The 24,015-nt window shown below is 59.5% G+C and carries 20 protein-coding genes and 4 pseudogenes; 8 read left to right on the top strand and 16 right to left on the bottom strand.

All coding sequences use genetic code 11. From position 1 onward, the window contains the following. Positions 1 to 276: 276 nt before the first annotated feature. The 4 genes from H9K75_RS23825 to H9K75_RS25495 form a co-directional block, all read right to left on the bottom strand. Complete coding sequence (locus H9K75_RS23825; RefSeq protein ID WP_226858713.1) at positions 277 to 450, bottom strand: zinc ribbon domain-containing protein; 174 nt, start codon at positions 448 to 450, stop codon at positions 277 to 279. A gap of 433 nt (positions 451 to 883) precedes the next feature. Next, positions 884 to 2,260, bottom strand: a complete 1,377-nt coding sequence (locus H9K75_RS10410; protein WP_187725712.1) for a heavy metal sensor histidine kinase — start codon at positions 2,258 to 2,260, stop codon at positions 884 to 886. Next, positions 2,257 to 2,946, bottom strand: coding sequence for a heavy metal response regulator transcription factor (locus tag H9K75_RS10405; protein WP_187725711.1), 690 nt, complete (start codon positions 2,944 to 2,946; stop codon positions 2,257 to 2,259). The genes H9K75_RS10410 and H9K75_RS10405 overlap by 4 nt, the downstream gene beginning before the upstream one ends. Positions 2,947 to 3,073: 127 nt before the next feature. After that, positions 3,074 to 3,424 carry a hypothetical protein gene (locus H9K75_RS25495; RefSeq protein WP_404826421.1) on the bottom strand — a complete coding sequence of 117 codons (351 nt, stop codon included), beginning with the start codon at positions 3,422 to 3,424 and terminating at the stop codon, positions 3,074 to 3,076. A 129-nt stretch (positions 3,425 to 3,553) separates the two neighbouring features. Between H9K75_RS25495 and H9K75_RS25490 the strand changes: the two genes are divergently transcribed. From H9K75_RS25490 to H9K75_RS10380, 4 genes are all read left to right on the top strand, one after another. After that, positions 3,554 to 3,943: a TolC family protein gene (locus tag H9K75_RS25490; protein WP_187725994.1), complete on the top strand. Its 390-nt coding sequence runs from the start codon at positions 3,554 to 3,556 to the stop codon at positions 3,941 to 3,943. A gap of 14 nt (positions 3,944 to 3,957) precedes the next feature. Beyond that, positions 3,958 to 5,901 carry an efflux RND transporter periplasmic adaptor subunit gene (locus tag H9K75_RS10390; RefSeq protein WP_319016908.1) on the top strand — a complete coding sequence of 648 codons (1,944 nt, stop codon included), beginning with the start codon at positions 3,958 to 3,960 and terminating at the stop codon, positions 5,899 to 5,901. 12 nt (positions 5,902 to 5,913) lie between these two features. Continuing rightward, on the top strand, positions 5,914 to 9,072 hold the full coding sequence (locus tag H9K75_RS10385; protein ID WP_187725710.1) for an efflux RND transporter permease subunit: 3,159 nt from the start codon (positions 5,914 to 5,916) through the stop codon (positions 9,070 to 9,072). Between the two features lie 185 nt (positions 9,073 to 9,257). Next, positions 9,258 to 9,602 (top strand): DUF4148 domain-containing protein, encoded by a 345-nt coding sequence (locus tag H9K75_RS10380; protein ID WP_187725709.1) that lies wholly within the window; start codon positions 9,258 to 9,260, stop codon positions 9,600 to 9,602. A gap of 152 nt (positions 9,603 to 9,754) precedes the next feature. On the opposite strand, the pseudogene H9K75_RS10375 reads toward H9K75_RS10380, so the two are convergent. Further along, a pseudogene (locus H9K75_RS10375) lies at positions 9,755 to 10,102 on the bottom strand (ATP-binding protein); the annotation flags it as partial. 59 nt (positions 10,103 to 10,161) lie between these two features. Here H9K75_RS10375 and H9K75_RS10370 point away from each other — a divergent pair. Together H9K75_RS10370 and H9K75_RS10365 are read left to right on the top strand one after the other, a co-directional pair. After that, positions 10,162 to 11,312, top strand: a protein-coding gene (locus H9K75_RS10370) for an IS3 family transposase (protein WP_187725707.1) whose coding sequence is annotated in 2 segments (ribosomal slippage) — positions 10,162 to 10,408 and positions 10,408 to 11,312 — 1,152 coding nt in all. Because the reading frame shifts where the segments join, the coding sequence is not laid out codon by codon here. A gap of 164 nt (positions 11,313 to 11,476) precedes the next feature. Continuing rightward, a complete protein-coding gene (locus H9K75_RS10365; RefSeq protein WP_187725706.1) occupies positions 11,477 to 11,914 on the top strand; it encodes a hypothetical protein in 438 nt (145 codons plus the stop codon). On the opposite strand, the gene H9K75_RS10360 is transcribed toward H9K75_RS10365, so the two are convergent. The 7 genes and pseudogenes from H9K75_RS10360 to pilL2 form a co-directional block, all read right to left on the bottom strand. Further along, positions 11,898 to 12,647 carry a TIGR03747 family integrating conjugative element membrane protein gene (locus tag H9K75_RS10360; protein ID WP_187725705.1) on the bottom strand — a complete coding sequence of 250 codons (750 nt, stop codon included), beginning with the start codon at positions 12,645 to 12,647 and terminating at the stop codon, positions 11,898 to 11,900. The two genes, H9K75_RS10365 and H9K75_RS10360, sit on opposite strands and share 17 nt — an antisense overlap. Continuing rightward, complete coding sequence (traD, locus tag H9K75_RS10355) at positions 12,644 to 14,845, bottom strand: type IV conjugative transfer system coupling protein TraD (RefSeq protein ID WP_187725704.1); 2,202 nt, start codon at positions 14,843 to 14,845, stop codon at positions 12,644 to 12,646. The genes H9K75_RS10360 and traD overlap by 4 nt, the downstream gene beginning before the upstream one ends. A gap of 4 nt (positions 14,846 to 14,849) precedes the next feature. After that, positions 14,850 to 15,398 (bottom strand): integrating conjugative element protein, encoded by a 549-nt coding sequence (locus H9K75_RS10350; RefSeq protein WP_187725703.1) that lies wholly within the window; start codon positions 15,396 to 15,398, stop codon positions 14,850 to 14,852. Continuing rightward, positions 15,395 to 15,999 (bottom strand): annotated as a pseudogene (locus tag H9K75_RS10345) (transglycosylase SLT domain-containing protein). The gene H9K75_RS10350 and the pseudogene H9K75_RS10345 overlap by 4 nt, the downstream one beginning before the upstream one ends. Further along, positions 15,981 to 16,709 (bottom strand): TIGR03759 family integrating conjugative element protein, encoded by a 729-nt coding sequence (locus H9K75_RS10340; RefSeq protein ID WP_187725702.1) that lies wholly within the window; start codon positions 16,707 to 16,709, stop codon positions 15,981 to 15,983. The pseudogene H9K75_RS10345 and the gene H9K75_RS10340 overlap by 19 nt, the downstream one beginning before the upstream one ends. 12 nt (positions 16,710 to 16,721) lie before the next feature. Continuing rightward, positions 16,722 to 17,360: a hypothetical protein gene (locus tag H9K75_RS10335; protein ID WP_187725701.1), complete on the bottom strand. Its 639-nt coding sequence runs from the start codon at positions 17,358 to 17,360 to the stop codon at positions 16,722 to 16,724. Then, on the bottom strand, positions 17,357 to 17,923 hold the full coding sequence (pilL2, locus tag H9K75_RS10330) for a PFGI-1 class ICE element type IV pilus protein PilL2 (protein WP_187725700.1): 567 nt from the start codon (positions 17,921 to 17,923) through the stop codon (positions 17,357 to 17,359). The genes H9K75_RS10335 and pilL2 overlap by 4 nt, the downstream gene beginning before the upstream one ends. A 196-nt stretch (positions 17,924 to 18,119) precedes the next feature. Between pilL2 and H9K75_RS10325 the strand changes: the two genes are divergently transcribed. Together H9K75_RS10325 and H9K75_RS10320 are read left to right on the top strand one after the other, a co-directional pair. Continuing rightward, entirely contained in the window at positions 18,120 to 18,932 is an 813-nt protein-coding gene (locus H9K75_RS10325) for a type IV toxin-antitoxin system AbiEi family antitoxin domain-containing protein (RefSeq protein ID WP_187725699.1), read from the top strand. Next, entirely contained in the window at positions 18,929 to 19,783 is an 855-nt protein-coding gene (locus H9K75_RS10320; protein ID WP_187725698.1) for a nucleotidyl transferase AbiEii/AbiGii toxin family protein, read from the top strand. The genes H9K75_RS10325 and H9K75_RS10320 overlap by 4 nt, the downstream gene beginning before the upstream one ends. A 151-nt stretch (positions 19,784 to 19,934) precedes the next feature. Here H9K75_RS10320 and arsH read toward each other — a convergent pair. The 4 genes and pseudogenes from arsH to arsA all read right to left on the bottom strand — a co-directional run bounded on the left by arsH (position 19,935) and on the right by arsA (position 23,969). Beyond that, positions 19,935 to 20,656 (bottom strand): annotated as a pseudogene (gene arsH / locus H9K75_RS10315) (arsenical resistance protein ArsH). Then, the gene (gene arsC / locus H9K75_RS10310) at positions 20,649 to 21,071 is read right to left on the bottom strand and encodes an arsenate reductase (glutaredoxin) (RefSeq protein ID WP_187725697.1); all 423 of its coding nucleotides are present in this window, start codon (positions 21,069 to 21,071) and stop codon (positions 20,649 to 20,651) included. The pseudogene arsH and the gene arsC overlap by 8 nt, the downstream one beginning before the upstream one ends. 14 nt (positions 21,072 to 21,085) lie before the next feature. Then, positions 21,086 to 22,174, bottom strand: coding sequence for an ACR3 family arsenite efflux transporter (arsB, locus tag H9K75_RS10305; RefSeq protein ID WP_187725696.1), 1,089 nt, complete (start codon positions 22,172 to 22,174; stop codon positions 21,086 to 21,088). 29 nt (positions 22,175 to 22,203) lie between these two features. Next, positions 22,204 to 23,969, bottom strand: a pseudogene (gene arsA / locus H9K75_RS10300) (arsenical pump-driving ATPase). Positions 23,970 to 24,015: the final 46 nt, after the last annotated feature.

Here is a 24,015-nt window from a genome sequence, read left to right as displayed (position 1 = left end):
GGTACTCGAAAGCATGCATTGAATGATCATCGATTGCCAATTGTTGCGAGATGAAATTACTCTCGACACAGGCGATGGAGACATTGGTCATCAAGCTTTTTAACGCGAAAATTGATCAAAACGCGAACATCGGCCACCCCATGGATTCGCAAATTCCAACGAATCCATGGGGTGGCCGATGTTCACAGTGCCACGAGACATCGCTTTCTCAAAGCAATTTTGGAATCAACGTCCCCGAAATTGCATTTCGCTGGGAGTCGATGCACGCATTGCCGGTTACTTGGATGCGGTGCCACATTGGTTGCAAAATTTTGCTCCTGGCTGCAACGGTGTTTGACACTGAGCGCATACGGTCGGGACCACTGAAGTTCCACATTGCTGACAAAACCGAGCGCCTTGCTGAACTGAGGCACCACAGTTTTTGCAAGAGATGCCAGCGCTGCGACGCATCACCGAATCGTCGTTTCGGTAGTCGTTCCCGTATGAATGGGAACCATGGCCAGAGTTATGACCACCATGATGACCACCGCTCAACATTTTTTTGAAAAAACTCATCGACGCGCTCCTAGTTTCAGTACCCTGCGCGACACGGCGTGTCGGATGTAGGTTTGGTTGAACTTCAGCAACTCTTTCGAGTTACTGTCCAGGGCCTATCGTATTGACTCAATCCCGACAGAATCTCGGCACAAAAATGATATTTTTGTCATCTTTGGACATCGGCTGAAATGGAACTTTGACTAGAAAAAAATTTCACTACGAATCTGAGCATCTGCGATGCAGATGGCGCGCTGGCAAACTTCCGATATGGCAAACTCGGGGCAGCTCAGCTCAATACATGATCAGTCCACGATCATAGGGCTCGACGATGAGCTAATGAGTGCGATCAGGTGGCCGATGGTTCATCGGGCGACACTTGGGGCAGAATCAAACCGAATGTAGTGGTTCCGCCCTCAGATTGGGCAAAAACGGTTCCGCCATGCATCTTTGCAATGCCTTTCACGATGGCTAAACCCAGCCCGTGATTTCGGTCTACGTTGTGCCGAGAGGAGTCAGCACGATAAAACCGGTCGAAGAGATGCCGCAAATGATGCTGCTCGATGTCAACGCCTACATTCGTCACCGATAGGATCGCTTCGGTGTGCGCATTTCGAGAACTCTCGGCAATTTGAATGACAACGTTAGAGCCGCCTGTTGCATAACGAGTCGCGTTACTGAGGAGATTTGACACGGCCCGACGTATCAATGGCGCATCAATTTGAGCTTGCGCATCTCCACGAACTTCAATCGTCAAATCAGCATCCAAAGCAACTGCCTCATAGAACTCAACGACTTCATTCGCTACCGTAGCGAGGCTACACATTTTTGTTTCTCTTGCTCCTACGCCTCTATCGGCGCGAGAGAGGAACAGCATGTCACCCACAATTCCAGCAATGCGACGTAAGTCTTCGAGATTGGACTCCAGCACCTCGCGCATTTCTTCAACGGGACGTGGCTTTCGCAGCACCACTTCCGAGCTTGAAATCAAAGTTGCAAGTGGCGTGTTCAATTCATGCGCGACATCTGCGTTGAATGATTCCAACTGTCTGTACGCATCTGCCAGCCGATCGAGCAATGCATTGAATTGCGTGACGATTGGCAGTAATTCTTGAGGCAGACCACTGCCATCGAGACGGCGCTCAAAATCTTTGGCCGACAGCTCACTGATTTGTGTGACCAATGATTGGATGGGACGCAAACTTCCCCGAACCAGCAGCCCACCGAAAAATGACAGAAGCGTTGAGCCTGCAATCATTGAAATAAACAACGTCCACCCCAGTGCTCTCAGCAAAACATCATCGGGGCGTCGATCCATGACCAATGTTGCTACTGCGTCGTGCATATGGTCAGATTTGAGCGAAGCGATTTTCACGGGGAAAGTACGCTCCAGCGTGTGTTCACGGCTCAGACCGGGGATGCGACTGTCAAACAGATTGGCACCACTTGCATCGACAATTCTGATGGCGTAATCTGAATGCCCTGCCAAAAAGTCCGTCAACATGTGATCCAAGGACTTGTCTTTGTGTTCCACGTTGTCATCAGCCAGGACGTGAACCAACGCCTGCTGCTTCTGGTCCAGCATTTCACGTTGTCTGGCCGAGAGCGTGGTGTCAAAAACAAGATACACCACCGTTCCTACAGCGCCTAACCCAAGCAGTGATAGCAACGCCATCCAACGGGAGAGCCGTCGTCCAAGATGCGGAACGTCCTTAGGGAGACTCATGGTTGTGCTCGACTCTCCAGCACATAGCCCATTCCGCGCACTGTGTGAATCAGCGGGAAGTCAAATGGTTGGTCCACTTTCATGCGCAATCGTCTTACAGCCACTTCAACCACATTCGTTTCACTGTCGAAGTTCATGTCCCAAACTTGAGAAGCCAGCTCTGTCCGAGATAGCACCTCACCTTGCCGACGTAAAAGCAGTGCCAACAGATTGAACTCCTTGGCCGTCAAATCCAAACGAACACCGCCTCGCACCGCCTTGCGGCGTACCAGATCGACCTCCAAGTCCGATATTTTGAGCAACGTGGGTTCTGGCGATGCCTGATGTGTCTGCGCTCTTCGCATCAACACTTGTATACGAGCAACGAGTTCAGAGAATGCAAATGGCTTGATCATGTAGTCATCCGCACCGCTCTGCAGTCCGCGCACGCGATCTTCAACATCTGATCGTGCAGTGAGCATCAAAACGGGAACGACCTTTGACTGCCGCAACGCTGCAAGCACGGCAAAACCGTCAATTCCAGGCAACATGCCATCAAGCACGATGAGGTCATATTCCAACTCCATCGCCAAATGCAGTCCGTCAATGCCATTGGTTGCAACGTCGACGGTATAGCCTTCCTCTGCAAGTCCTTTTCGGAGGTACTCGCCTAATTTGGCTTCATCTTCAATTAGCAGCAGTCTCATGCATTGCATTTTCTCGGATTTGCATGAAATTGGAAGATTACAAATTTGTAATCTTCCAGTTGGCATTGTGTTCATTGCCAATTTCTAAAGTTTGTGCAATCGCACATTGAGCCATTCCTTGCGAAGGTCAACACATGTGCAGGTTGCGCTCCTCTTGCGCAGTTACCTGTGCAGTTGTTGTTTGCTTCGTCTGGACATCTCGCAGTTTTAAAAGCGGGCTGGAGGTTGTGCACCAAACCAGGAAATCAGGAGAAGCACTCATGCCTACCCCATCGCGTGGTCCCACCGGGGCACGTTCGTCGTATCGGAAAGCCAATTTCCTACTCTTTGGAATGTTGCTTGCGTGTTCATTTTCCGCTCGCGCGCAAACCGATGCAATTGCAACGCCGGAGGTCGTTGTTTCCAAGAAGGCACCAGCGTTGCAATCGAGCGCATCTACGACATTGTCGATGGCGTGGGACAAGGCGTTGGCGGCCAACCCCGGTTTGCAGGCAGCCAGATATGGCGTTGCTTCAACTGAGGGGCAATACTGCAAAGCAAAGTTCGTCCAAATCCCGAACTGTCTTTCAGCCAGGAAGATACGCGCTCCAGTTCTCGTACCACTACGATGCAAATGAATCAGCTCATCGAATTGGGAGGCAAACGAGAGGCGCGAATGCGGATTGCAGAGAGCGAGAAGGCATCTGCCAACGCCACTGTATTCGAGACTCAGGCAATGTTGAGGTTTCAGCTTGTGAGCTACTTCAATGAACTTCTGCTTGCCCAGCAGAGAGTTCAGTTTGCCTTGAAGACCTATGAACTGGCTAGTCTGGCGACTGATGCCGCCCAAAAGCGTGTTCAAGCGGGTAAGGTTCCCCCACTCGAAGCCAGTCGCGCTCAAGTCGCTCAAGCCAATGCAGACTTGGAGCTGCAGCAGTCGAAGTCGTCGATTGTGGTTACGCAGCAAAATCTTGCGTCTCTTTGGGAGGCAACGCTTCAGAGATTGGAGAGGCCGTAGGAGACTTCTCCGCAATGGCGGAAGCTCCCACAGCCGACCAAATCGAGACATCGATAGAAGAGTCGCCATCCATTGTTTTGGCCCGACGCGTTGTCGACCAAAGCAGAGCGATTTCGGAATTGGAGCGTGCCAAGAGAGTACAGGATCCCACTGTGAGCCTGGGGGTCAAGCGCGCCAGCGAAGTCGGACGCAACCAGATCGTTTTCGGGGTGAGCATCCCCTTACCACTTTTCGATCGCAATGCAGGCAACCAGTTGCAAGCGATAAAGCGGGTTGACCAAGCCGAACAGAAGCTGCAAGAGCAAAGGCTTCTGATTCAGTCACAAGTGTTCGCCGCACGTCAAAAATTGCTCAGCAGCAACCAACAGGTTTCACTGCTGAAGAGCCAAGTCATTCCCACTTCTCAATCGGCCTATGAAGTTGCCGTGCGCGGCTTCTCGCTAGGGAAATTCAGTTTCTTGGATGTCCTTGATGCTCAACGCACGCTGTTTGAAGGCCAACGCCAGCTACTTGATCAACTCATGGCATCGCATACAGCTCGTGCGGAAATCGATCGACTCCTGGGGTCTCATTTGCGAACCCTGCCACCAATGGAATTTGAACATGTCAGACAAAACTCAATTCGAATCATCTCTCTCCGCTCGCAAACACTGGATAGCTGTTGCAGTGATTTTGGCTTGTGGAATGGTTGGGGGGCGCTCATTCTTCGTCCTTCCGCCACCACTTCTACCTCGGCTCAAACTCCGACCGCAACAAGCCATGCCGACGCGCAATCACACAAGGATGGAGAACATCATGACGAAGAAGGTGTGAAGAAGGATGCGCATAAGGAATCTGATGGGCATGCCGACAAGGAGCACCACGACGAACAGGGCAAGAAGGCTGAAGCCGTGACCAACACGCAGAAACAGCCCAAGGAAGGGCATGAAGAAGAAGGACTCATCAAGCTAAGTGACGCTCAATCAAAGATGGTAGGAGTGACGCTCTCCAAAGCGGGCGTCGCGTCTGTTCGGAGAGAGGTGGTCCTTCCAGGAGAGATTCGGTTTGACGAAGACCGTACGGCCCACGTTGTTCCACGTGTGTCGGGTGTAGTCGCATCGGTTCATGCCCGGTTGGGCGAGCAAGTGGCAAAAGGCCAGCTTTTGGCTGTGATTCAAAGTCCGTCCGTTTCGGATCAACGCAGTGAATTGCAAACAGCGCAGAAACGTCTGGCACTGGCAAAGAATTCTTATCAGCGAGAAAAGCAGCTCTGGGAAGAGAAAATTTCTGCAGAGCAAGACTATTTGCAGGCTCGTCAAGCGTTGCAAGAAGCGGAAATTGCCGTAGCCAACGCTTCTCAGAAGCTCTCGGCCATTGGGGCGGGCTCTGGCGGAGCAAGTCGATATGAACTGCGCTCGCCCGTGGCAGGTATCGTTGTCGAAAAACATTTGACTGTAGGCGAATCCGTATCTGAAAGCACGGCCTCGTTCACGGTGTCTGACTTGAGTGCAGTTTGGGCAGAGATGAATGTATCTGCACCGCAGTTGCCTTACGTCCGCATCGGCTCACCGGTCACTGTGCGTGCCACAGCCTTTGACTCGTCCGCAGAAGGCAAGATTGCTTATGTAGGCACTCTGATTGGTGAGCAGACACGGACAGCTCCCGCTCGTGTGGCGCTCGCCAATCCACAGGGAGTGTGGAGACCTGGTCTGTTCGTAGAAGTGAAGGTATTGGCCGAAGAGTCGCAGGTACCTATTGCAGTCGAAACAAAAGCCATCCAACGACCAGACGGCAAGGAGAGCGTAGTGTTTGTTCCGGTTGAAGGTGGTTACAAGGCTCAAGTCGTGCAGTTGGGTCGATCGGACGGTAAAACCACCGAAGTCACTTCTGGTCTGAAGCCCGGACAGGACTATGTCAAAGATGGCTCCTTCATGTTGAAGGCCGAGCAAGGCAAGGCATCTGCCGAGCACGCGCACTGATCTGGAGTTCACATGTTTGAGCGAATCATCCGCTTTGCCATCGAGCAACGCTGGCTTGTACTCGTGGCAGCTTTTGCCATGGCCGCCCTTGGCGTGTTCAGTTATCAGCGTCTTTCTATCGATGCCGTACCGGATATCACCAATGTTCAGGTGCAAATCAACACGCAGGCTCCTGGCTACTCGCCCCTTGAGACCGAGCAGCGCATCACCTATCCCATTGAAACCGTAATGGCGGGTCTTCCGAATTTGGAGCAGACCCGCTCTATGTCCCGCTACGGTCTGTCCCAGGTCACTGTCATCTTCAAAGACGGGACCGACGTTTACTTTGCCCGTCAGCTCGTCAACGAACGCATTCAGGAAGCGCGGGAGAAGCTGCCCACGGGAATTTCTCCGAACATGGGGCCGATTTCTACGGGCTTGGGTGAAATCTACCTCTGGACTGTTGAGGCAGAAGAAGGAGCCAAAAAAGAGGACGGCACACCGTACACGCCGATGGATTTGCGTGAGATCCAGGATTGGGTTATCAAGCCACAGTTGCGCAATGTGCCTGGGGTCACAGAAATCAATTCGATTGGTGGCTTCTCGAAGGAATACCTCATTGCGCCAAGCCTGGACAAGCTCGCGTCCTACGGCATTTCGATGGACAAGCTGGTTACTGCGCTGCAGAACAACAACACCAATGTTGGTGCTGGATATATTGAACGCGAAGGCGAGCAATACCTCATTCGCGCTCCGGGCCAGGTGAATGGCATTGACGACCTCAAAGAGGTGATTGTTGGGACCGCCCAAGGCCAACCCGTTCGCATTCGTGACCTCGCAAATGTGGAGCTGGGACGTGAACTTCGCACGGGCGCGGCCACAGACAACGGTCGCGAAGTGGTTCTGGGAACCGTCTTCATGCTGATTGGTGAAAACAGTCGCAAAGTTTCCAAAGCGGTCGACGAGCGCATGGACTCCATCCGCAAGAACATCCCTGAAGGGGTGAAGATCGTGACGGTCTACGACCGCACCACGCTTGTGGAAAAGGCTATTGCGACTGTGAAGAAAAACCTGGTGGAAGGCGCGGCGCTTGTTGTCGTGGTTCTATTCTTGTTTCTTGGCAACATCCGCGCTGCTCTGATCACCGCACTCATCATTCCCTTATCGATGCTGTTCACCTTCACTGGCATGGTGCAGTACAAGATCAGTGCAAATCTCATGAGTCTTGGAGCCCTTGACTTCGGCATCATCATCGACGGTGCGGTGGTCATTGTGGAGAACTGCGTCCGTCGTCTGGCACATGCTCAGGAGCTCAAGGGCCGCTTGCTCACGCGCAGTGAACGCTTTCATGAGGTGTTTGCAGCAGCCAAGGAATCGCGCAGGCCATTGCTGTTCGGGCAACTCATCATCATGGTCGTCTATCTGCCCATCTTTGCACTGACGGGAGTCGAGGGCAAGATGTTCCACCCGATGGCGCTCACCGTCGTGTTGGCTCTTGCTGGTGCGATGATTCTGTCCATCACCTTCATTCCTGCAGCTATTGCGTTGTTCATCGGCAAGCGCGTTGCCGAGAAGGAAAACCGCCTGATGACGTGGGCGCGGAAGGCCTACGAGCCTTTGCTCTCGAACGTGATGCGTATGCCCGTGGTTGTGATTGCGACATCAATTATTGCAGTGGTGCTCAGTCTGCTGCTGGCATCTCGTATGGGAAGCGAGTTCGCACCCAATCTCAATGAAGGCGACTTCGCGATTCAGGCTCTACGTGTTCCCGGTACTAGCCTGACCCAATCGCTCGAGATGCAGATGCGACTGGAGAGCACCATCAAGGAAAAGTTTCCGGAGGTCGAGCGAGTATTTGCGCGAACCGGTACAGCGGAAATCGCATCCGACCCAATGCCTCCAAACATTTCCGATGGCTACATCATGCTCAAGCCACGCGAAAAGTGGCCTGATCCCAGTCGCAGTCGCGAGGACTTGTTGGCGGCAGTACAAGAGGTTGCCGACAGCATTCCAGGAAGCAACTACGAGTTCTCTCAGCCAATTCAGTTGCGATTCAATGAACTGATTTCTGGTGTCCGCAGCGATGTGGCCGTGAAGGTGTTTGGTGACGACATGCAGGTACTGGAGCGTACAGCGCAATCCATCGCGACAATGCTGCAGAAGGTTCCTGGCTCTTCAGAGGTCAAAGTGGAGCAGACCACCGGTCTGCCCATGCTTACCGTGCAAGTCGACCGCGAGAAGGCCTCCCGCTACGGTCTCAACATGGGTGACGTGCAGCAGACTATTGCAACCGCAATCGGAGGCCAGGAAGCAGGGACTGTCTTTGTAGGAGATCGACGCTTTGACATTCAAGTGCGTCTGCCAGAAGCGGTGCGCAATGACCTTGCTTCACTTGAGCGTCTTCCCATTGGATTGCCTCAACAGGGCGGAAGCAGACAAGGGTTTGTGCCACTCTCTTCAGTTGCCTCGTTCGAGCTATCACCAGGCCCGAATCAGGTAAGCCGAGAAGATGGAAAGCGGCGAATTGTTGTCAGCGCCAACGTTCGAGGCCGCGATATTGGCTCGTTTGTGGAGCAGGCCCAACGTGATCTGGATTCCATTCAAATGCCCAGTGGGTATTGGACTCGATGGGGTGGCACTTTCGAGAACATGCAGTCAGCACAACAACGATTGCAGATTGTGGTTCCTGTCGCATTGCTGTTGGTCTTCATGTTGCTCTTCGCAATGTTTGGCAATGTGCGCGACGGACTGATCGTGTTCACAGGAATTCCGTTCGCCCTCACCGGCGGTATTCTGGCACTGTGGCTGCGAGACATTCCGTTATCGATCTCAGCAGCCATTGGATTCATTGCGCTGTCGGGCGTCGCGGTACTCAATGGTCTGGTAATGATTTCATCCATTCGAGCATTGCGCGAAACGGGAATGGCCGTGCCCGATGCCGTGCACACGGGTGCGCTCTCGCGCCTGCGCCCAGTGTTGATGACAGCGTTGGTAGCGTCCTTGGGCTTCGTGCCAATGGCCATCGCCACTGGAACCGGTGCCGAAGTCCAACGACCGTTGGCCACCGTCGTGATCGGTGGGATTCTTTCGTCTACCGTACTAACTCTGCTGGTGCTTCCGTTGCTGTATCGATTGATCCATCGAAATGACCCCTCGGAAGAGGAACTTCCGAATGAAGCATCAGTAGCCTGACGATGCCTCCCCAAAGCCATGACCTCACAAGTCATGGCTTTTTTCTTCTCGCCCTCATTGCGAACTGCATTGCATGAATGTCATCTTCCTGTGTGGCTTTCGTCACCGTGACTTTTCAACAATAGACCCATCTCGAAAGCAACCGCATCGAGGTGATTTCAAACCAACTGAAAGGCACATGAATCATGCAAAAGACTCGCACTTCCATCCTGTTGTCCATGGCTTTCGCGGCGCTGTCGCTGACAACAATGAACAGCGCTTTCGCAAACAGCTACATTCATTCGACAAATACGGAGAAGGGATACGTTGTCTATCCTGAACACTTCAAGAGCGACAAGACGCGCGCACAAGTTCAGGCCGAAGCAGTTGAATTCGTGAAGAACGGTGGTACGGAAACGTTCCGCAGCCAAAACTACCCCGTTAAAGACACATCGCACGCATCGAACAAGACGCGCAAGCAAGTAACGGACGAATTTCTGAACGAAAGCCCAGAACAACGAAAATCCCGTCTTGAAATGTACCGTGGCTAAGCCCACTTACTCACCCGAAGTGTGTTTAGTCAACACGAGGCTACGTTAGGAGAGAAATCCCGTTGACTCAACCACAGTCTGCAATTTTTCGCTATTCGGTAGCAGTCGCCCATAGTGCAAAATGAGAAGATTGGACAAGTAAGGACACGGTTTCATGTCCCCATGGGGAACATCAATGTGAAACGTGTTCGTCCACGAGAAGATGCTGCCTCGACGCCCCCGCCATGCGCGTGCACAATGGCGCGGGTGATTGCCAACCCCAAGCCGCTACCGTCTGTGTCCGTATGGGCGCGCGAGGGGTCGGCACGGTAGAAGCGATCAAACAGACGGGGCAGGATTCTTGGGTCGATGTCCTGGCCCGTGTTTTCCACCGATACGGAGGTGGCGTGCACTGTGATTGAGATGCTGATCGTGACTTCGCCTGCATCCGACGCATGGCGCAAGGCGTTGGACAGCAGGTTGCTCACTGCTCTGCGGAACATCAGGCGGTCACCATTGAATCGCCCCGGGTTTTCTAGACACCTCTGAGCCTCAAATCTAAGGCCCAATAGGAGGTGCCATGAGTAAGCAAAGATATCCCCAAGAATTCAAGACCGAAGCGGTCAAGCAGATCACTGAGCGCGGCCATAAGGTGGCCGATGTTTCTGCTCGGCTGGGGGTGAGTCAGCACAGCCTTTATCAATGGATCAAGGCTCAACGAACGCCTGCCCATGATCGGCAGGCACAGGTGTCGCAAACCGAGGAATTGCGACGACTGAAGGCCGAGCTCAAACGTGTCACCGAGGAGCGCGACATCCTAAAAAAGGCCGCAGCGTACTTTGCCAAGCAGTCCGGGTGAAGTACGCATTCATCAAGCGCCATGAAGGCGAGTACAGCATTCGCCGACTGTGCAAGGCCATGGCCGTACACCCCAGCGGCTACTACGCCTGGAAGGTGGAGCCAATGAGTCTTCGTGCAAAGGACGATCAACGTCTGCTCGGCCTTCTCAAGCACGCCTGGCTCGAGAGTGGCGGCGTCTATGGCTATCGCAAGCTGACCATGGACATGCGTGATTTGGGCGAGCGCTGTGGCAAGCATCGCGTGGCGCGACTGCTCAAAATCGAGGGGCTGCGTTCACAGACGGGCTACAAACGCCGTGCGGGCATGCGCGGGGGCAAACCTGCCATCGTCGCTCCCAATCACCTGCAGCGCCGCTTCGCAGCCGCCGAGCCCAACCAAGCTTGGGTGACTGACATCACATACATCCGCACCCATGAAGGTTGGTTGTATCTGGCGGTGGTGGTTGACCTGTTCTCACGTCAGGTTGTTGGCTGGTCTATGGGCAGCCGCATCAATACTGGCTTGGTGCTCGATGCACTGTTGATGGCCTTGTGGCGTCGCAGGCCCAAGCTGCCTGTCATGGTGCATTCGGATCAGGGCAGTCAGTTTACTGGCCATGACTGGCAGGACTTTCTGCGTGATCACAACCTTGTCTCCAGCATGAGTCGTCGCGGCAATTGTCACGATAACGCGGTGGCTGAGAGCTTCTTCCAGTTGCTCAAGCGCGAGCGTATTCGTCGCCAGATTTACTCGACGCGCGATGAGGCCAGGGCTGATGTCTTCAACTACATCGAGATGTTTTACAACCCGAAAAGGCGTCATGGCACCGCCGGAGATATCTCTCCGGTAGAGTTCGAAAGACGGCATTCCCAACGGCTCAACAGTGTCTAGGGAATCCGGGGCGATTCAAACCCGCATGGATGCTGGAGCCTTATTTACGACTATATTCTAACGCTCATTAAAATTTTTACGAGTTATTTGTAGGTTTTACGAGTTTATTCTCTCCAAACACAGAGCGTTGGAGCGGTTCACCAAGTCGTTGGCTCAGCCAACTGATGCCACTGGACGACTTTCACACAGTTATCAAAGAAGCCCTCATGGAAGGTAATCGCCGGCTTTCGGCCAGATCCTCTCTCCTTGATGCTGTCCTACAAGTGGCGACAGGAGGCTGGGACCCCAGTGATACAGACACCATCAATGAAGCAAGTGTCAAAGAAGCGTACGACACAATTCTTGCGCTGACGAGAAAGAACTTCGGCACGTTCGTCCACTTCTATCGAAAAGAGATCAAGAATCCTTTGCTCGGAAGCGGGGAAAGAGGCACCTTTTCCACAGGAGTGCCCCCATTTTTGGAAGCTGCCCAGCAGATAGTGTCCGAAAATGCGCGCCCGCGACTTACAAAGTTGTTGCGACTGCATTTGGGTGAGGCACTCAACGCGTCCCCTACCGCTCTCGAACAGACCTCGGATACCAATCTCACAGGTACTTCTTGAAGCTCCCCGCCGTCAGGCTCACCGCCAGCCCCAGCAACGCTGCGCTGGGCAACAGAATCACCAGCGGATGCACCGAGATTGGCAGCGCCAGGTATGTGACCCAAGGCAGCACGGCCAGCGGCATCAAGCTCGCTTTCGCGCGGTGGTAGATGAAGCCGGATTCCCGGCCCGCGCCGAAGCGGCGCACGTCACGCCGCACCAGGCCATCGATCAAACCGACAAAGGCCGCCGTGAAGATCAGCGGCAGCGTGAGAGCCAGCACCAGCAGCCGCACGAGGAAGGTCAGTGTCGTGAAGGCCGCGGCGATCAGATAGCTCTCGGTCCAGACATAGACTTGACTGATGAAGTACCGGAAGTTCCGTGTGGGCCCTTGACTGGGCGCGCGAGCGCGTTCGGCGGTCTGGCTCATCCGCTCCAGCAATCCCGAGCGCACGAACACCCATTCGTACCCGGTATCCACCAGCTCGTGCGCCGTGCGCCCCGGCTCCTGGACCACGACGCTGCGCGTGAAGTGGTTGGACAGGTGCCCCAACTCGTACTGCAGCATTTGCTGGGAGTGCCGCCAGCCCTGATCCTTCCAGAACAGGTGCATGCCCACGCACTCCACCACGATCGAGAACAGCAGCGAGCCGATCAACACCCCGAGCAGCCGGAACGGCAATGTGATGGCACCAATGATCAGGCCCTGGCGCTCGTTCTGTTCCCGCTGTGCGGTGGCGGCGGCATCACTCATGGTGCAGCCTCGTTACCGGCCGTGTCACCCGCGCGGGAGGCGGTGGCAGGCTCGCCAGTGGCTACTCCATCAAGCAGATCGTCGGGCAAAGCCGCATCCTGCAACGCAGGGGAACTGGTGAACACCCACCATTGGGTCGCATCGGTGTAGCTCTGGCGCATGTAGCCGGCGAGTTGCTGCAAGTCCCGCGGCATCACTTCATCTGGATCGGGCGCGGGCAGCGGCATCCTGATCTTCCAGAGCTGCCCGCCCTGCAGGAGCGCAAAACACTGTCCCTTGGGCAGGCCGACGATGTGCGGTGGCTCGATCATCGGTACGCTGGACATGCTGATGCGGTCCTGGGTGTTTGATGTGAAGTCTGTTGCGCCACGGATGTCCGAGCTGTCGGTCGCCCCAGAAACGATGGTGGTGGTATAGACCTCGACCTTGGGCAGTTGCCGGGTCAGCAGCTCGGCGGTGGCCGTCTCCCGGACTCGGAGCATGAACAGGTTGTTGAAGTTGCCGATCACCTGACCGGCCTTCGCGCGATTGCCGATGCGAGCTTCGATGTCGGAAAGCGTCTGCGTGTAGGCGGTGACCTGGATGCCGGCGCCGCCGCCTTTATTGATCATCGGGATGAACTCGTCGCCCATGAGTTCGTTGAATTCATCCGCATGAACGTTGATCGGCACCCGGGCGTCCGCGGATGCCGATGTCGACACGTTTGGCAGACCGTCGTCGATCCCGTGCTTGTAGATGTGCCCTGCGACCGACACCAGATCGGAGAACATGGAGTTCCCGACTGCTGCGGAGACCTCGGCGTCAGACAGCGCATCCAGCCCCACATAGACCACGGCGCGCTTTCTGATCACCTGCATCCAATCGAAGATCGGGCGGGGGTCGGCCAGGTCGGAATAGTTCGGCGCCAGGAGTTGCGCGATCTTGCCGCTGGTGAGTTTTTCCAGCAGCGGCAGCAACGATGCGACGATCTTGTCGAAGTAGGTCTTGTCGTACCGGACGGCCGAGCGCAGGCCGTCCAGCACCGGGTCGTAGTTGCGCGCCTGGGAGAGGTACTGCTCCAGTGCCACCACGCGCTTCTCGCGCCCGATCATGTTGCGCGGGATGTTCTTGTCGTTGATGCGCGCCTCGAGCTGGACGATGACCTCCCAGGCCTTGGGCTCGGTCTTCGCGAAGTAGTGCTGCGCATACTCGATAAACAGCGCATCGATGTTGATGACGTGGCGCTGGATCAGCATGTAGTCCGGCCGCTGTCCCAGTTCCACCAGGGCGCGCGCGATGATGTTCACGAAGCGCCAGGCGAACTCGCGGAAGGCCGCGCTGTTGCCTTCGCCGGAAAGCTGGCCCGCGATACGGGTGGCAACCTCGCTGATCCGACCAAAGCGCCCCACGGCGTTGTAGCGGGCAGAAATCTCCGGCCACCCCAGATGGAAGATGTAGAACTCGCTCTCGCGGCCTGCACGCTTGGCCTCCACGTACATGCGCTTGAGCAGGTCGGCATCGCCCTTGGGATCGAAGACGATCACGACCTCGTGTTCGCCTGCGGCGTTCCTGCGGCGAATGTCCTGGGTGATGAAGAGCTCGGCCAAGCGGGTCTTACCCACCCGCGTCGTGCCCAGCACCAGCGAATGCCCGACGCGCTCGCCCAGGGGCAGGCCGACGTCCACTTCCTCGGGCTCGATGCCGTGCAGCCGCGGCAGCCCGCCCACGGGCGGCAAGGGACGCACGGGATTGAAAGCCAGATCCCAGCCCGTGAGCTTCGGTAGGTGCGAAAGCGGAAACGGCGCGAACTCCAGCCGCTCTTCCAGGCGCCGCGCGAGCCGATAGGCCGGCGTCGGCTCGACGTAGCGCCGGAATTCGGGCCGATAAGTCTGCGTCAACCTATGGGTGTGCTTCTGCTCCCACAAGAAGCCGCGCCCGATAAACAGGCGCTGCTGGCTGACCGGCACGTCGCGGCTGGTCATCACGTAACGTGGCAGGCGGCGGATGTTGCGCCGGTAGCGCAGGATCACGCGGGCATCGCGGTAGCGGATCGCGCCGTAGGCACTGAACGCCAAGGCGCTGCCGACGCCCATCGCCGGACTCAACGCGAGCGACCACGGGGCCACCAGGGACAGAAACGCGGCGCCCGCACATGCCGCCACGGTGTATAGCTCCACCGCGGGGCGTAGCAGAACCTCAACCGGTTGTTTCCCCGACATGGCTTCATTGCTCGATGCCGGTCGCCGTGATCAGCACCGGGTAGTGACGTAGGCCCAGGCGCTCGGCCAGGTCGTCGCCGGTCGCGGGTGCCAGTGGCACGCCGGGCGCTAGCGCACGCAGGCGCGCCAGGGCCTGCGCCGTCTCGACGTTGACCACCAGGCCGACCGCGCCACGCCCGCGCAGCGAAGCCGCATGACGGTGCAACCAGGCCTGGGAAACCTCGTCGTCGCCAACGACCACAAAAGGCCGCAGGCCCGGTGCCTCGATGACCCGCCGCGACACCGTGCCGGGCGTGAGCTTGGCACTGCGCACCGGCAGCATCGCAGCCTCGTCAGCAGGTGTTGCGGGAATCTTGGGCGTCGGGATGGGAGGCCGTGCCGCGCTGTTGCCGCGCGGTTGAAGGTTAAGCGCATCGTAGTACGGCAGCGCCGAGGTGCCGCCACGGTCTTCCACCACGATCAGCGGCTCGGCGGCGTTCGTGACCAACGGCAGAGCCGCCAGCAGCATGAGCAGGCCCCTCAACGTGAGATTGGCTGGATGGGAATTCTTCATCGTGAAGTCTCCTGGCGCTGGGCAAGCGCCGTGACGGCTGGGCGCGTGCCCTGCACGCGGGCGAGGTGCCGGGATACGCTGTGCCGATACCGCGCGGCGGGCTCGCCCCCTGCGGGCGGTGGTAGCGGCCGATCGCCTGCAGCCAGTCCTCGCCGGGCGTGTGCTGTTCGCGGAGGATGTCGGCGGCGATGGCGAGGTTGCGGTACGGGTCGAGCAACTCGCACGGGCTGGTGAAACGGTGCTTCTGGTAACCGAGGTTGATCTGCCCCAGGCCTGCGTCGATGCGTGTGTGCGGGATGGAGCGCATCGCCTGCTGCAGGCCGGTGCAGGCTTCGGCCCGGGTGGCGAAGCGGCGCGACTCGCCGGCGACGTTGATGGACCACGGCCATGGGACGACGCGGCCGCTGCGCCGAATCCCGCTCTCCTGCAGGGCCACGGCGTAGAGCACGGTTGAAGGGATGCCGGCGCGCTGTGCGGCGAGCTGGTAGGCCGGCGGCGGAATCTCCTGGGCATGGACGGCGCCGACGTACAGGCCGATCATGAGCAGCAGCGCGCGCAGTCTCCACGAGACAGACACAACGATCAGGGCTGACGCTGCCATTGGCCGTTCACCTCACGCACGACCGCCGGCAGGTCGCCAGGCAGGCCCAGCGACAGCCAACGGCCGCCGTCGTGGTTGAGCGTGATGCTGCCGCTGCGCACCCGTGCCGGGTCGATCTGCGCACGTTTGGCCCAGTCGCGGATGCGCGCATCGTCCTGGCGGCTGCCGACCATGTACAAGTCGAGCTCGGCACCCGAGGTTTGCAGGCGCTGCACGAGCTGCCCGCAAGGCGCGCAGCCGTCTTTGACGAAAACGGCTGTGCGGCCACTGCCGCGCACGGCGCCTGCGCCGGGCTTGTCGTCAGGCAGGTTCACGCGCTGCATACCGGGGTTCAGGCGCAGCCAGGCCTCGTCATAGGCGCGCTGGTACGCGAGCAGCTTCTCGACGCGGCGCGCTTCGGCCTGCACCTGCAATTGCGCGTAGCGCCGCCGCTCTTCATCCGAGCGGGCCTCGACGCCCAGCGCGGAAAGCGGGTCCAGGTTGGGCGAATAGATGCCGAGCGGCCCCTCCATCAGTTCGCGGTAGCGGGCGAACTCGTCGTCGCGCAGGCCCCATTCCTTCGCCAGCCTTCCATCGCGGCTGTGCTCGATCTGGGTCTGGCTGGTGCGAGGCGGCTGGATGTTGGAAGCTTGCTGGCGCGTCTGCTGTGCAGCCGCCGGCAGGTGAAGCGCCGCGAGCAGCGACACGATGAGGATGGGGTGGCGTTTCATCGCATGGCCTCCTCAGGGAATCGCTAAGCGGCGGATCTGCTCGCCGGCCCGGAACACGGCGGTGTTCCCCTCGATGGCCTGCACGCGCCAGGGGCCGACGGTATCGCCCGGCAGCAGCACCTGAAGCTGGTCGGCGGTGAAAGCGCCGGTCGCTGGCGCAACGGACACGCTGCGCTGGCCGGCGCGCAGTTCGGCGCCTACCACGCGGAACGGCAGCGGGAGCGGCTCGGGTTTGGAAGCGGCGGGCCTGCTTGGCGATCGCGACTGCGCAGGCGTAGCGGCACGGGCTGTCGCCTGACGCGCCTTGATCTGCTCGACCTCCGCGCGCAGCGCCTGAAGATCGTCCGTGGCGGCGTGGCCGCTCAGGGTCTGCTCGACCTGCGCCATGCGGTCTTCCAGAGCCTGGCGGGTGTCTTGCAGTCCTGCCGCCGTCGCGGCCGCTGGCCGCTGCTGCATGCTCTCGGTCAGACCGGCCACCTGCGCTTCGAGGCGCTGCAGATCCGAATCGACCCGCTCCCGGTCGGCCAGGTCGTTCATCGCCTGAAAGCCCAGGAACACGAAAACGCTGAGGCAGGCCAGCCAAAGCCAGAGCAGGCTTTGCACGACCACGGCGGCAGTCGTGCGCCGGGAAGATTGTGGGGCGGTGTTCATGGCTGGCCTCCCGCGAGAGGGAAGCTCTGCACCGTCTCGGCGGCAAACGGTTCGGCACCTGGTGCGACCCTGGCGTCGCCTGCGCCCCCCTCGAAGCAGACTTGGCGCGTGCGGTCATCCGCGTGCAGTTCCCAGGCCGGCCCGGCCAGGATCAGCAGTGCATCGCGCAGGCTCATGGGGCCCAGATGCAGGTGCGCGGCCGGCAGCGGCAGCGCGTACAACTCGATCACGGCATGCGTCGTCTCGCAAAGCTGGTAGCCGCTGCGTTTGAGCACATGCCGCAGCCCGTCACCGACCGTGGTGCGGGCGTCCTCCGGCATGGAGACATCGACGGTCTGCAACAGCAGGTCGCGCTGTGCCGCCATCGGTGCCAGCTCGACGAGGGTGTAGCGGCCATAGCGGACGACCGGAATGAATTGGGGCGCCTCAGGCTCGAGTACGGGCGCGGCTGCCTCGATGGCGTCGGGCGTGAGCGGCGCGGTGGTGGTCGCGCAGCCGCTGGCCAGGGCTGCGGCCAGCAGGCCGGCACCGACCAGACGCCGGGATACATGGATTGCGAGCATGGCATCGACTCTTCTGTTGCGATGCCGATACCTTGGCTGCGCAGTGCTGTGCGGTCAGCCAGGAATGAGAACTGGGGGCTGCCCGCTTTTAGCGAGGCTGGGTAGTGCTTATCCGCGCATAGTTATGAAAATATTTCGCGTTATAGGACAATAAATGGTACATTGCGCGAATTAATTGCAATCTATCGTCCTGACCATGCCCCAACATCTTTCGGATGTCCTGGACGCCTGCGAGCGCATGGGCAAGCTAAACATCCGCACTGGCGACCTGCGCGCCAGGTTGGCCGATGCCAGCCCCGAGGCACTGCGCAAGGCGCTGTATCGCCAGCAGCGGGCTGGGCGATTGGTGCGCCTGTCCCGCGGTTCGGATCATTGGCTGATCGTACCGTTGCAGTACGCGGCGACCGGAAGCCCACCCCTGGAGACATGGCTCGACGCCTACCTGCGCAAGACCCTGAAAACGCCGTATTACGTCGGACTGCTCAGTGCAGCCGAGGCCTACGGCGCCTCCCCGTATGCCGTCATGGTCACGCAGGTGATGGTGGAAACCAAGCGCCGTCCGATCACCGTCGGTCGACATGAACTCGTCTTTCACACCTGCGCACGCATCGAAGCGATGCCGACCCGATGGCACGACAGCGCCGATGGCCGCTTCAGGGTCAGTACGCCCGAGCTGACCGTGCTGGACCTGATCCAACGCGACAGCACGCTTGGCGGCATGAGCCGGGTGCGGGAAGTTCTGAGCGCGCTCTGGCCCCATTGCGAGCAAGAAGGTCTGACTCAGGCGCTGGACGCCATGCAGAGCGTGCCGGTGGCACAAAGGCTCGGCGCGCTGTTGGCGCTCGACGAACAGGCCAGCCTGCTGGCGCCGCTGTCGAATTGGCTGCGGGACAGGCCGATGCGGCTGATCGCGCTCGAAGGCGCGCTGCCCCAGCGTGGCGAACGCGCCGACAACACTAACGCGGATTTCAAGGTCTGGGTTCCGCCCCAGCAAGGAGCCAACACATGATGCAGCAAACCCACCTGACGGCATGGCAGGCCCATGCGCCCTGGCCCAAACGCAGCCAGATCGAGCAGGACCTGCGGCTGTCGCGCGGCGTGGCGGCGATCTTCGGCGACGAGGTGCTACGCGAACACCTGGCGATGCGCGGCGGCACGGTACTGCACAAGGCGCATCTGGCGCCGGCGGCGAGGTATTCGGAGGACATCGACCTGGTGCTGGTCAAGTCGATGGACACCGACACGCTGGACGGCCACCTGCGCCGGGTGCTGACGCCCGTGCTGGGGCTGCCCAGCGATTCGCTGATTGCCGATGCGTGGCTCGCGATCCGCAACGTGCTGCGGCCCTCGAAAATCCTGCGCACCGCCTACAAGTTCATCCCACTGGGCCTGCAGCGCGAGGAAACCATCAAGGTCGAAGTCAACCTCAACGAAAGCGCCTCGCTCTATCCCCTGGTCGATGTGGCGCTGGACGTGCTCGACGAAGACGGCGACCGCATGCAGGCCACGGCGCGCTCTTACGACATCAACGAGATGCTGGGGACCAAGACGCGCGCCCTGATGCAGCGTGAGCAAGGCCGCGACCTGTTCGACCTGGTGCATGCCTGGCAACTCGGCGAAGCCGGCAGCACACCGTATGCGGTCGATGGCGCTAAGACGATGCAGGCCTTCGTCTGGTATCTGGAGCAGGAAGGCACCCACTTCAGTGCGCAAGAGGCCAACGCGCACCTCGACGTGCGCCTGGGCAAGGCAGGCTTTCGCCGCGATATGGACACGCTGCTGCGGCCTGGTCTGCCGGCCTTCGACGTGGATCGGGCGGGCGAGATTGTGCGCGAGGCGTATTTCCGGCATCTGCCGTAATCTTACTGTGTCATAAGTTTCATAGTTCGATCTTCTCGACTTCGTGCAGGAGAATCGATGAATGCAGCCGAGCGCTTTGATCTCTACCTTGCACACCTGAGCGAAGGTGAGCCTGGGGCCTTCGGCCCTCTTTTTACTACGCTGACGGTTCTCAGATCGCCGCTTGATTGACGCGCCGGCTCAAGGCTTCGGCATTTTCCTTGCGCTCGCTGTAGCGGTCCACCAGGTACGGCGCCGCATCGCGCGTGAGCAGCGTGAACTTCATCAACTCTTCCATCACATCCACGATACGGTCGTAATAGGCCGAGGGCTTCATGCGTCCTGCTTCATCGAACTCCTGGTACGCCTTGGCGACCGAAGACTGGTTGGGGACGGTCAGCATCCGCATCCAGCGGCCCAACACGCGCATCTGGTTGACGGCGTTGAAGGACTGCGAGCCCCCGACACCTGCATCACCGCCAGCGTCTTGCCCTGAGTCGGACGCACCGCGCCGACCGACAGTGGAATCCAGTCGATCTGGGTCTTCATCAAGCCGGTCATGGCGCCGTGGCGCTCGGGCGAACTCCATACCATGCTTTCGGCCCATTGCACCAGCTCGTGCAGTTCCCTGACCTTCGGGTGATCGTGAGGCGCATCGTCCACCAGCGGCAGGCCCGAGGGGTTGAACATCCGTGTCTCACCGCCGAGCGCACGCAGGATGCGCGCCGCTTCTTCGGCCGCCAGACGGCTGAACGAGCGTTCGCGCAGCGAGCCGTAAAGCAGCAGGAAGCGGGGCGCGTGCGTGGCACGTTCGGGCGCCAGCAGCCGCTGGGCATCGGGTTGCTGGAACAGCGCGGTGTCGAGATTGGGCAGGTCGATTCTGGATTCAGACACGGTGGCCTTCCGCATTCACCACGGCTTCGCCGTCTTCCTTGTTGAACGCGCCGCGCTGGGGTTGCGGCAGGATGTCCAGCACCGTTTCCGAAGGTCGGCACAGGCGCGTGCCCAGCGGCGTGACCACGATGGGCCGGTTGATGAGGATGGGATGATGGAGCATGAAGCCGATCAACTGCTCGTCGCGCAACGAAGGATCATCCAGGCCGAGTTCGGCGTAGGGCGTGCCTTTCTCGCGCAGCACAGAGCGTACTGGTACGCCCATCGCAGCGATCAGTGCTATTAGCGTCTCTCGGTCGGGTGGCGTCTTCAGGTACTCGATGACCGTCGGCTCCTCGCCGCTGTTGCGGATCAAGGCGAGTACGTTGCGCGACGTCCCGCAGGCGGGGTTGTGATAGATGGTGATAGGGCTCATGACATTGCCTCGGTTCAGGGGTTCGTGGGATTCGTAGGGTTGGCGGAATACATGCGGGTTCCTGTGAACCGCCACCGGCGGCCCAGCCACAAGGCGACATGTACCAGCCCGATGAGCACCGGCACTTCCACCAGCGGCCCGATCACCGTGGCGAAGGCGACCGGCGAGGCCAGGCCGAACGACGCGATGGCCACGGCGATGGCCAGCTCGAAGTTGTTGCCTGCGGCGGTGAAGGCGATGGCGGTGGTGCGCGGATAGTCGGCCTGGATCAGCCGGCCCATGAAGAAACTGATGAGGAACTGGATCACGAAGTAGAGCGCCAGCGGCACGGCGATCTTCAGCGCGTCCAGCGGCAGGCGCACCACGTCGGCACCCTTGAGGCTGAACATGGCCACGATGGTGAACAGCAGCGCCGCCAGCGTGATGGGACTGATCCGCGGCAGGAAGGCACGCTCGTACCAGTCCTCGCCCTTGCGCCGAATCAGCGTGCGCCGGGTAAGGAAGCCGGCCAGGAACGGAATGCCCAGGTAGATCAGCACTGCCTCGGTGATCGTCCAGAAGCCGACGTCGATGACGCTGCCTTGCAGGCCGAACAGTGGTGGTAGCACCGACAGGAAGAACCAGGCGTAGGTCGAGAAGAACAGGATCTGGAAGATCGAATTGAAGGCGACCAGCCCCGCGACATACTGGTTGTCGCCACGCGCCAACTGGTTCCACACCAGCACCATGGCGATACAGCGCGCCAGTCCGATCAGGATCAGGCCGGTCATGTATTCCGGCTGGTCTCGCAGGAAAATCACCGCCAGCACGAACATCAGCACCGGCCCGATGATCCAGTTCTGCACCAGCGATAGCAGCAGCACGCGCCGGTCGGCGAAGACCTCGTGCAGCGTCTCGTAGCGCACCTTGGCCAGCGGCGGGTACATCATCAAGATCAGGCCGATGGCGATCGGGACGTTGGTCGTGCCGATCGAGAGCGCATTCAGCGTATCGGGCAAACCGTCGAAGAGCGTGCCCAGGGCGACGCCGAGCGCCATCGCGGCGAAAATCCAGACGGTGAGGTAGCGATCCAGGAAGGACAAGCGTGAGGGAGGATTCGGCATCGAATGTCCGTTTTGGGGGCTATCTAGATTCATGAGGTTTTCCAGTTCGCCAAAGCCCGCAGACGCTCCACCCCCACCGGCTCCTCGGTCAGAAGAGGCACGACGGCATGGCGTCGGGCATGCCGCGTGGACACGGCGTCGATTTCCTGCAGCTCGTTGCGCGCGCGCTGGCGCAGCAGCGGGGAATGTGGGTGCGCGGCTGCCACACTGTTGTTGACGACCCAGGCCCAAGGCTCGATACCCGCGCGGCGCAGGTCGTCTTGCAGGTTGGCAGCTTCCAGCACGGGCGTGGTTTCGGCCAGGATGACGATGAGCACCTTGGTCTGCTTCGGGTCTTGCAACTGCATCATCGGCGTCGTGAAGTGAACGCCCGTCTCACCCATCTGCCGGGCGATGTCGCGGTGGTAGGCGCCGGTGGCGTCGAGCAGCAGCAAGGTGTGACCGGTGGGCGCGGTGTCCATCACCACGAACTTCCTGCCCCTTCGCGGATGGCGCGGGAGAACGCCTGGAACACCGCGATTTCCTCGGTGCAGGGCGAGCGCAGGTCTTCTTCCAGCAGCGCGCGGCCTTCGGCATCGAGCTGCGCGCCCTTGGTGTCCATCACATGCTGGCGATAGTGCGCCGTGGCCTCCTGCGGGTCGATGCGGCTGAGTGCCAGATTGGGAAGGGAGCCTTCCAGCGTATCGGCCAGATGCGCGGCCGGGTCGGAGGTGGTCAGGTGGACGGGCAGCCCCCGGCTGGCCAACTCTACAGCGATGGCGGCAGCCAGCGTGGTCTTGCCCACGCCGCCCTTGCCCATCACCATGACCAGCCCGTGTCCATCGACGGCGATCTCATCGACCAGGGTGGACAAGTCTGGCGCATTGATCCGGGTAGGCAGCTCAATGGCATCGGCGCCATGCGTGGCGTCGGTATCAACCAGCAGGTGGCGCAGGGCATCGAGGCCCACGAGGTTGAACGGCTTGAGCGCGATCTGATCCCGAGGCAACGCCTGGAGCGCCTGCGGAATGGCGACAAGTGTGGCCTGCTCTCTTTTGTAGATGGCGGTGGCCAGGGCATCGTTTTCAGCCTCGCCGGCGGGGAAGACGCCGTTGATGACTAGGTGTTGCTGCGACAAGCCGATGGCGGCCAGCTCTTCATGGGTGCGTGCCGCCTCGCGCAGTGTGGGGCGCTGCGCACGGGCCACCAGCACCAGGCGGGTGCGCAAGGGATCGGCCAACGCCTCTACCGCAGCCTTGTACTGGCTGCGCTGCTTTTCCAGCCCCGCCAAAGGGCCAAGGCACGACGCATCGCCCTTGTCCGCTTCGAGAAAGCCGCTCCATGTGCCCGGCAGTTGCAGCAGGCGGATGGTGTGGCCGGTAGGCGCCGTGTCGAAAATGATGTGTTCGTAGTCCTGCGTCAACGCCGCATCGGTCAGCAGCGCCGTGAACTCGTCGAAGGCGGCGATTTCCGTGGTGCAGGCGCCCGACAGGGATTCTTCGATGCCGCGCACCACGTCGTCGGGCAGCACGCCCCGCACCGGCCCGGCGATCCGTTCACGGTAGGCCTGTGCCGCAGCCTGCGGGTCAATTTCCAGCGCCCACAGGTTCGGTACGGCAGGAATCGCCGTGATGCGGTTGCCAATCGTCTCGCCGAACACCTGCCCCACGTTGGAAGCCGGGTCGGTGCTGACGAGCAGCACGCGCTTGCCCTGGGCCGCCAGTTGCACGGCCGTTGCGCAGGCGATGGAGGTCTTGCCGACGCCCCCTTTGCCAGTGAAGAAAAGAAACCGGGGCGGTTCGGTCAGAAAGTGCATGTAATCCCCTTGTTCAGCAGCAGCGGCTATCAGGGCCAGAGCAGCA

The organism is Diaphorobacter aerolatus (assembly GCF_014489535.1).
GTDB classification, from domain to species: domain Bacteria; phylum Pseudomonadota; class Gammaproteobacteria; order Burkholderiales; family Burkholderiaceae_C; genus Diaphorobacter_A; species Diaphorobacter_A aerolatus.
This window is presented reverse-complemented; position numbering and strand designations above follow the sequence as displayed.

Coding starts and splice junctions, on each gene's coding strand:
- H9K75_RS10325 (WP_187725699.1), top strand. CDS start 18,120: ATGCCCCAACATCTTTCGGATGTCCTGGACGCCTGCGAGCGCATGGGC.
- H9K75_RS10380 (WP_187725709.1), top strand. CDS start 9,258: ATGCAAAAGACTCGCACTTCCATCCTGTTGTCCATGGCTTTCGCGGCG.
- H9K75_RS10360 (WP_187725705.1), bottom strand. CDS start 12,647: ATGAGTGATGCCGCCGCCACCGCACAGCGGGAACAGAACGAGCGCCAG.
- H9K75_RS10335 (WP_187725701.1), bottom strand. CDS start 17,360: ATGAACACCGCCCCACAATCTTCCCGGCGCACGACTGCCGCCGTGGTC.
- H9K75_RS10320 (WP_187725698.1), top strand. CDS start 18,929: ATGATGCAGCAAACCCACCTGACGGCATGGCAGGCCCATGCGCCCTGG.
- H9K75_RS10340 (WP_187725702.1), bottom strand. CDS start 16,709: ATGAAACGCCACCCCATCCTCATCGTGTCGCTGCTCGCGGCGCTTCAC.
- H9K75_RS10385 (WP_187725710.1), top strand. CDS start 5,914: ATGTTTGAGCGAATCATCCGCTTTGCCATCGAGCAACGCTGGCTTGTA.
- H9K75_RS23825 (WP_226858713.1), bottom strand. CDS start 450: ATGCGTCGCAGCGCTGGCATCTCTTGCAAAAACTGTGGTGCCTCAGTT.
- H9K75_RS10410 (WP_187725712.1), bottom strand. CDS start 2,260: ATGAGTCTCCCTAAGGACGTTCCGCATCTTGGACGACGGCTCTCCCGT.
- arsC (WP_187725697.1), bottom strand. CDS start 21,071: ATGAGCCCTATCACCATCTATCACAACCCCGCCTGCGGGACGTCGCGC.
- H9K75_RS10365 (WP_187725706.1), top strand. CDS start 11,477: ATGCCACTGGACGACTTTCACACAGTTATCAAAGAAGCCCTCATGGAA.
- H9K75_RS10350 (WP_187725703.1), bottom strand. CDS start 15,398: ATGAAGAATTCCCATCCAGCCAATCTCACGTTGAGGGGCCTGCTCATG.
- traD (WP_187725704.1), bottom strand. CDS start 14,845: ATGTCGGGGAAACAACCGGTTGAGGTTCTGCTACGCCCCGCGGTGGAG.
- H9K75_RS25490 (WP_187725994.1), top strand. CDS start 3,554: ATGCAAATGAATCAGCTCATCGAATTGGGAGGCAAACGAGAGGCGCGA.
- arsB (WP_187725696.1), bottom strand. CDS start 22,174: ATGCCGAATCCTCCCTCACGCTTGTCCTTCCTGGATCGCTACCTCACC.
- H9K75_RS10405 (WP_187725711.1), bottom strand. CDS start 2,946: ATGAGACTGCTGCTAATTGAAGATGAAGCCAAATTAGGCGAGTACCTC.
- pilL2 (WP_187725700.1), bottom strand. CDS start 17,923: ATGCTCGCAATCCATGTATCCCGGCGTCTGGTCGGTGCCGGCCTGCTG.
- H9K75_RS10390 (WP_319016908.1), top strand. CDS start 3,958: ATGGCGGAAGCTCCCACAGCCGACCAAATCGAGACATCGATAGAAGAG.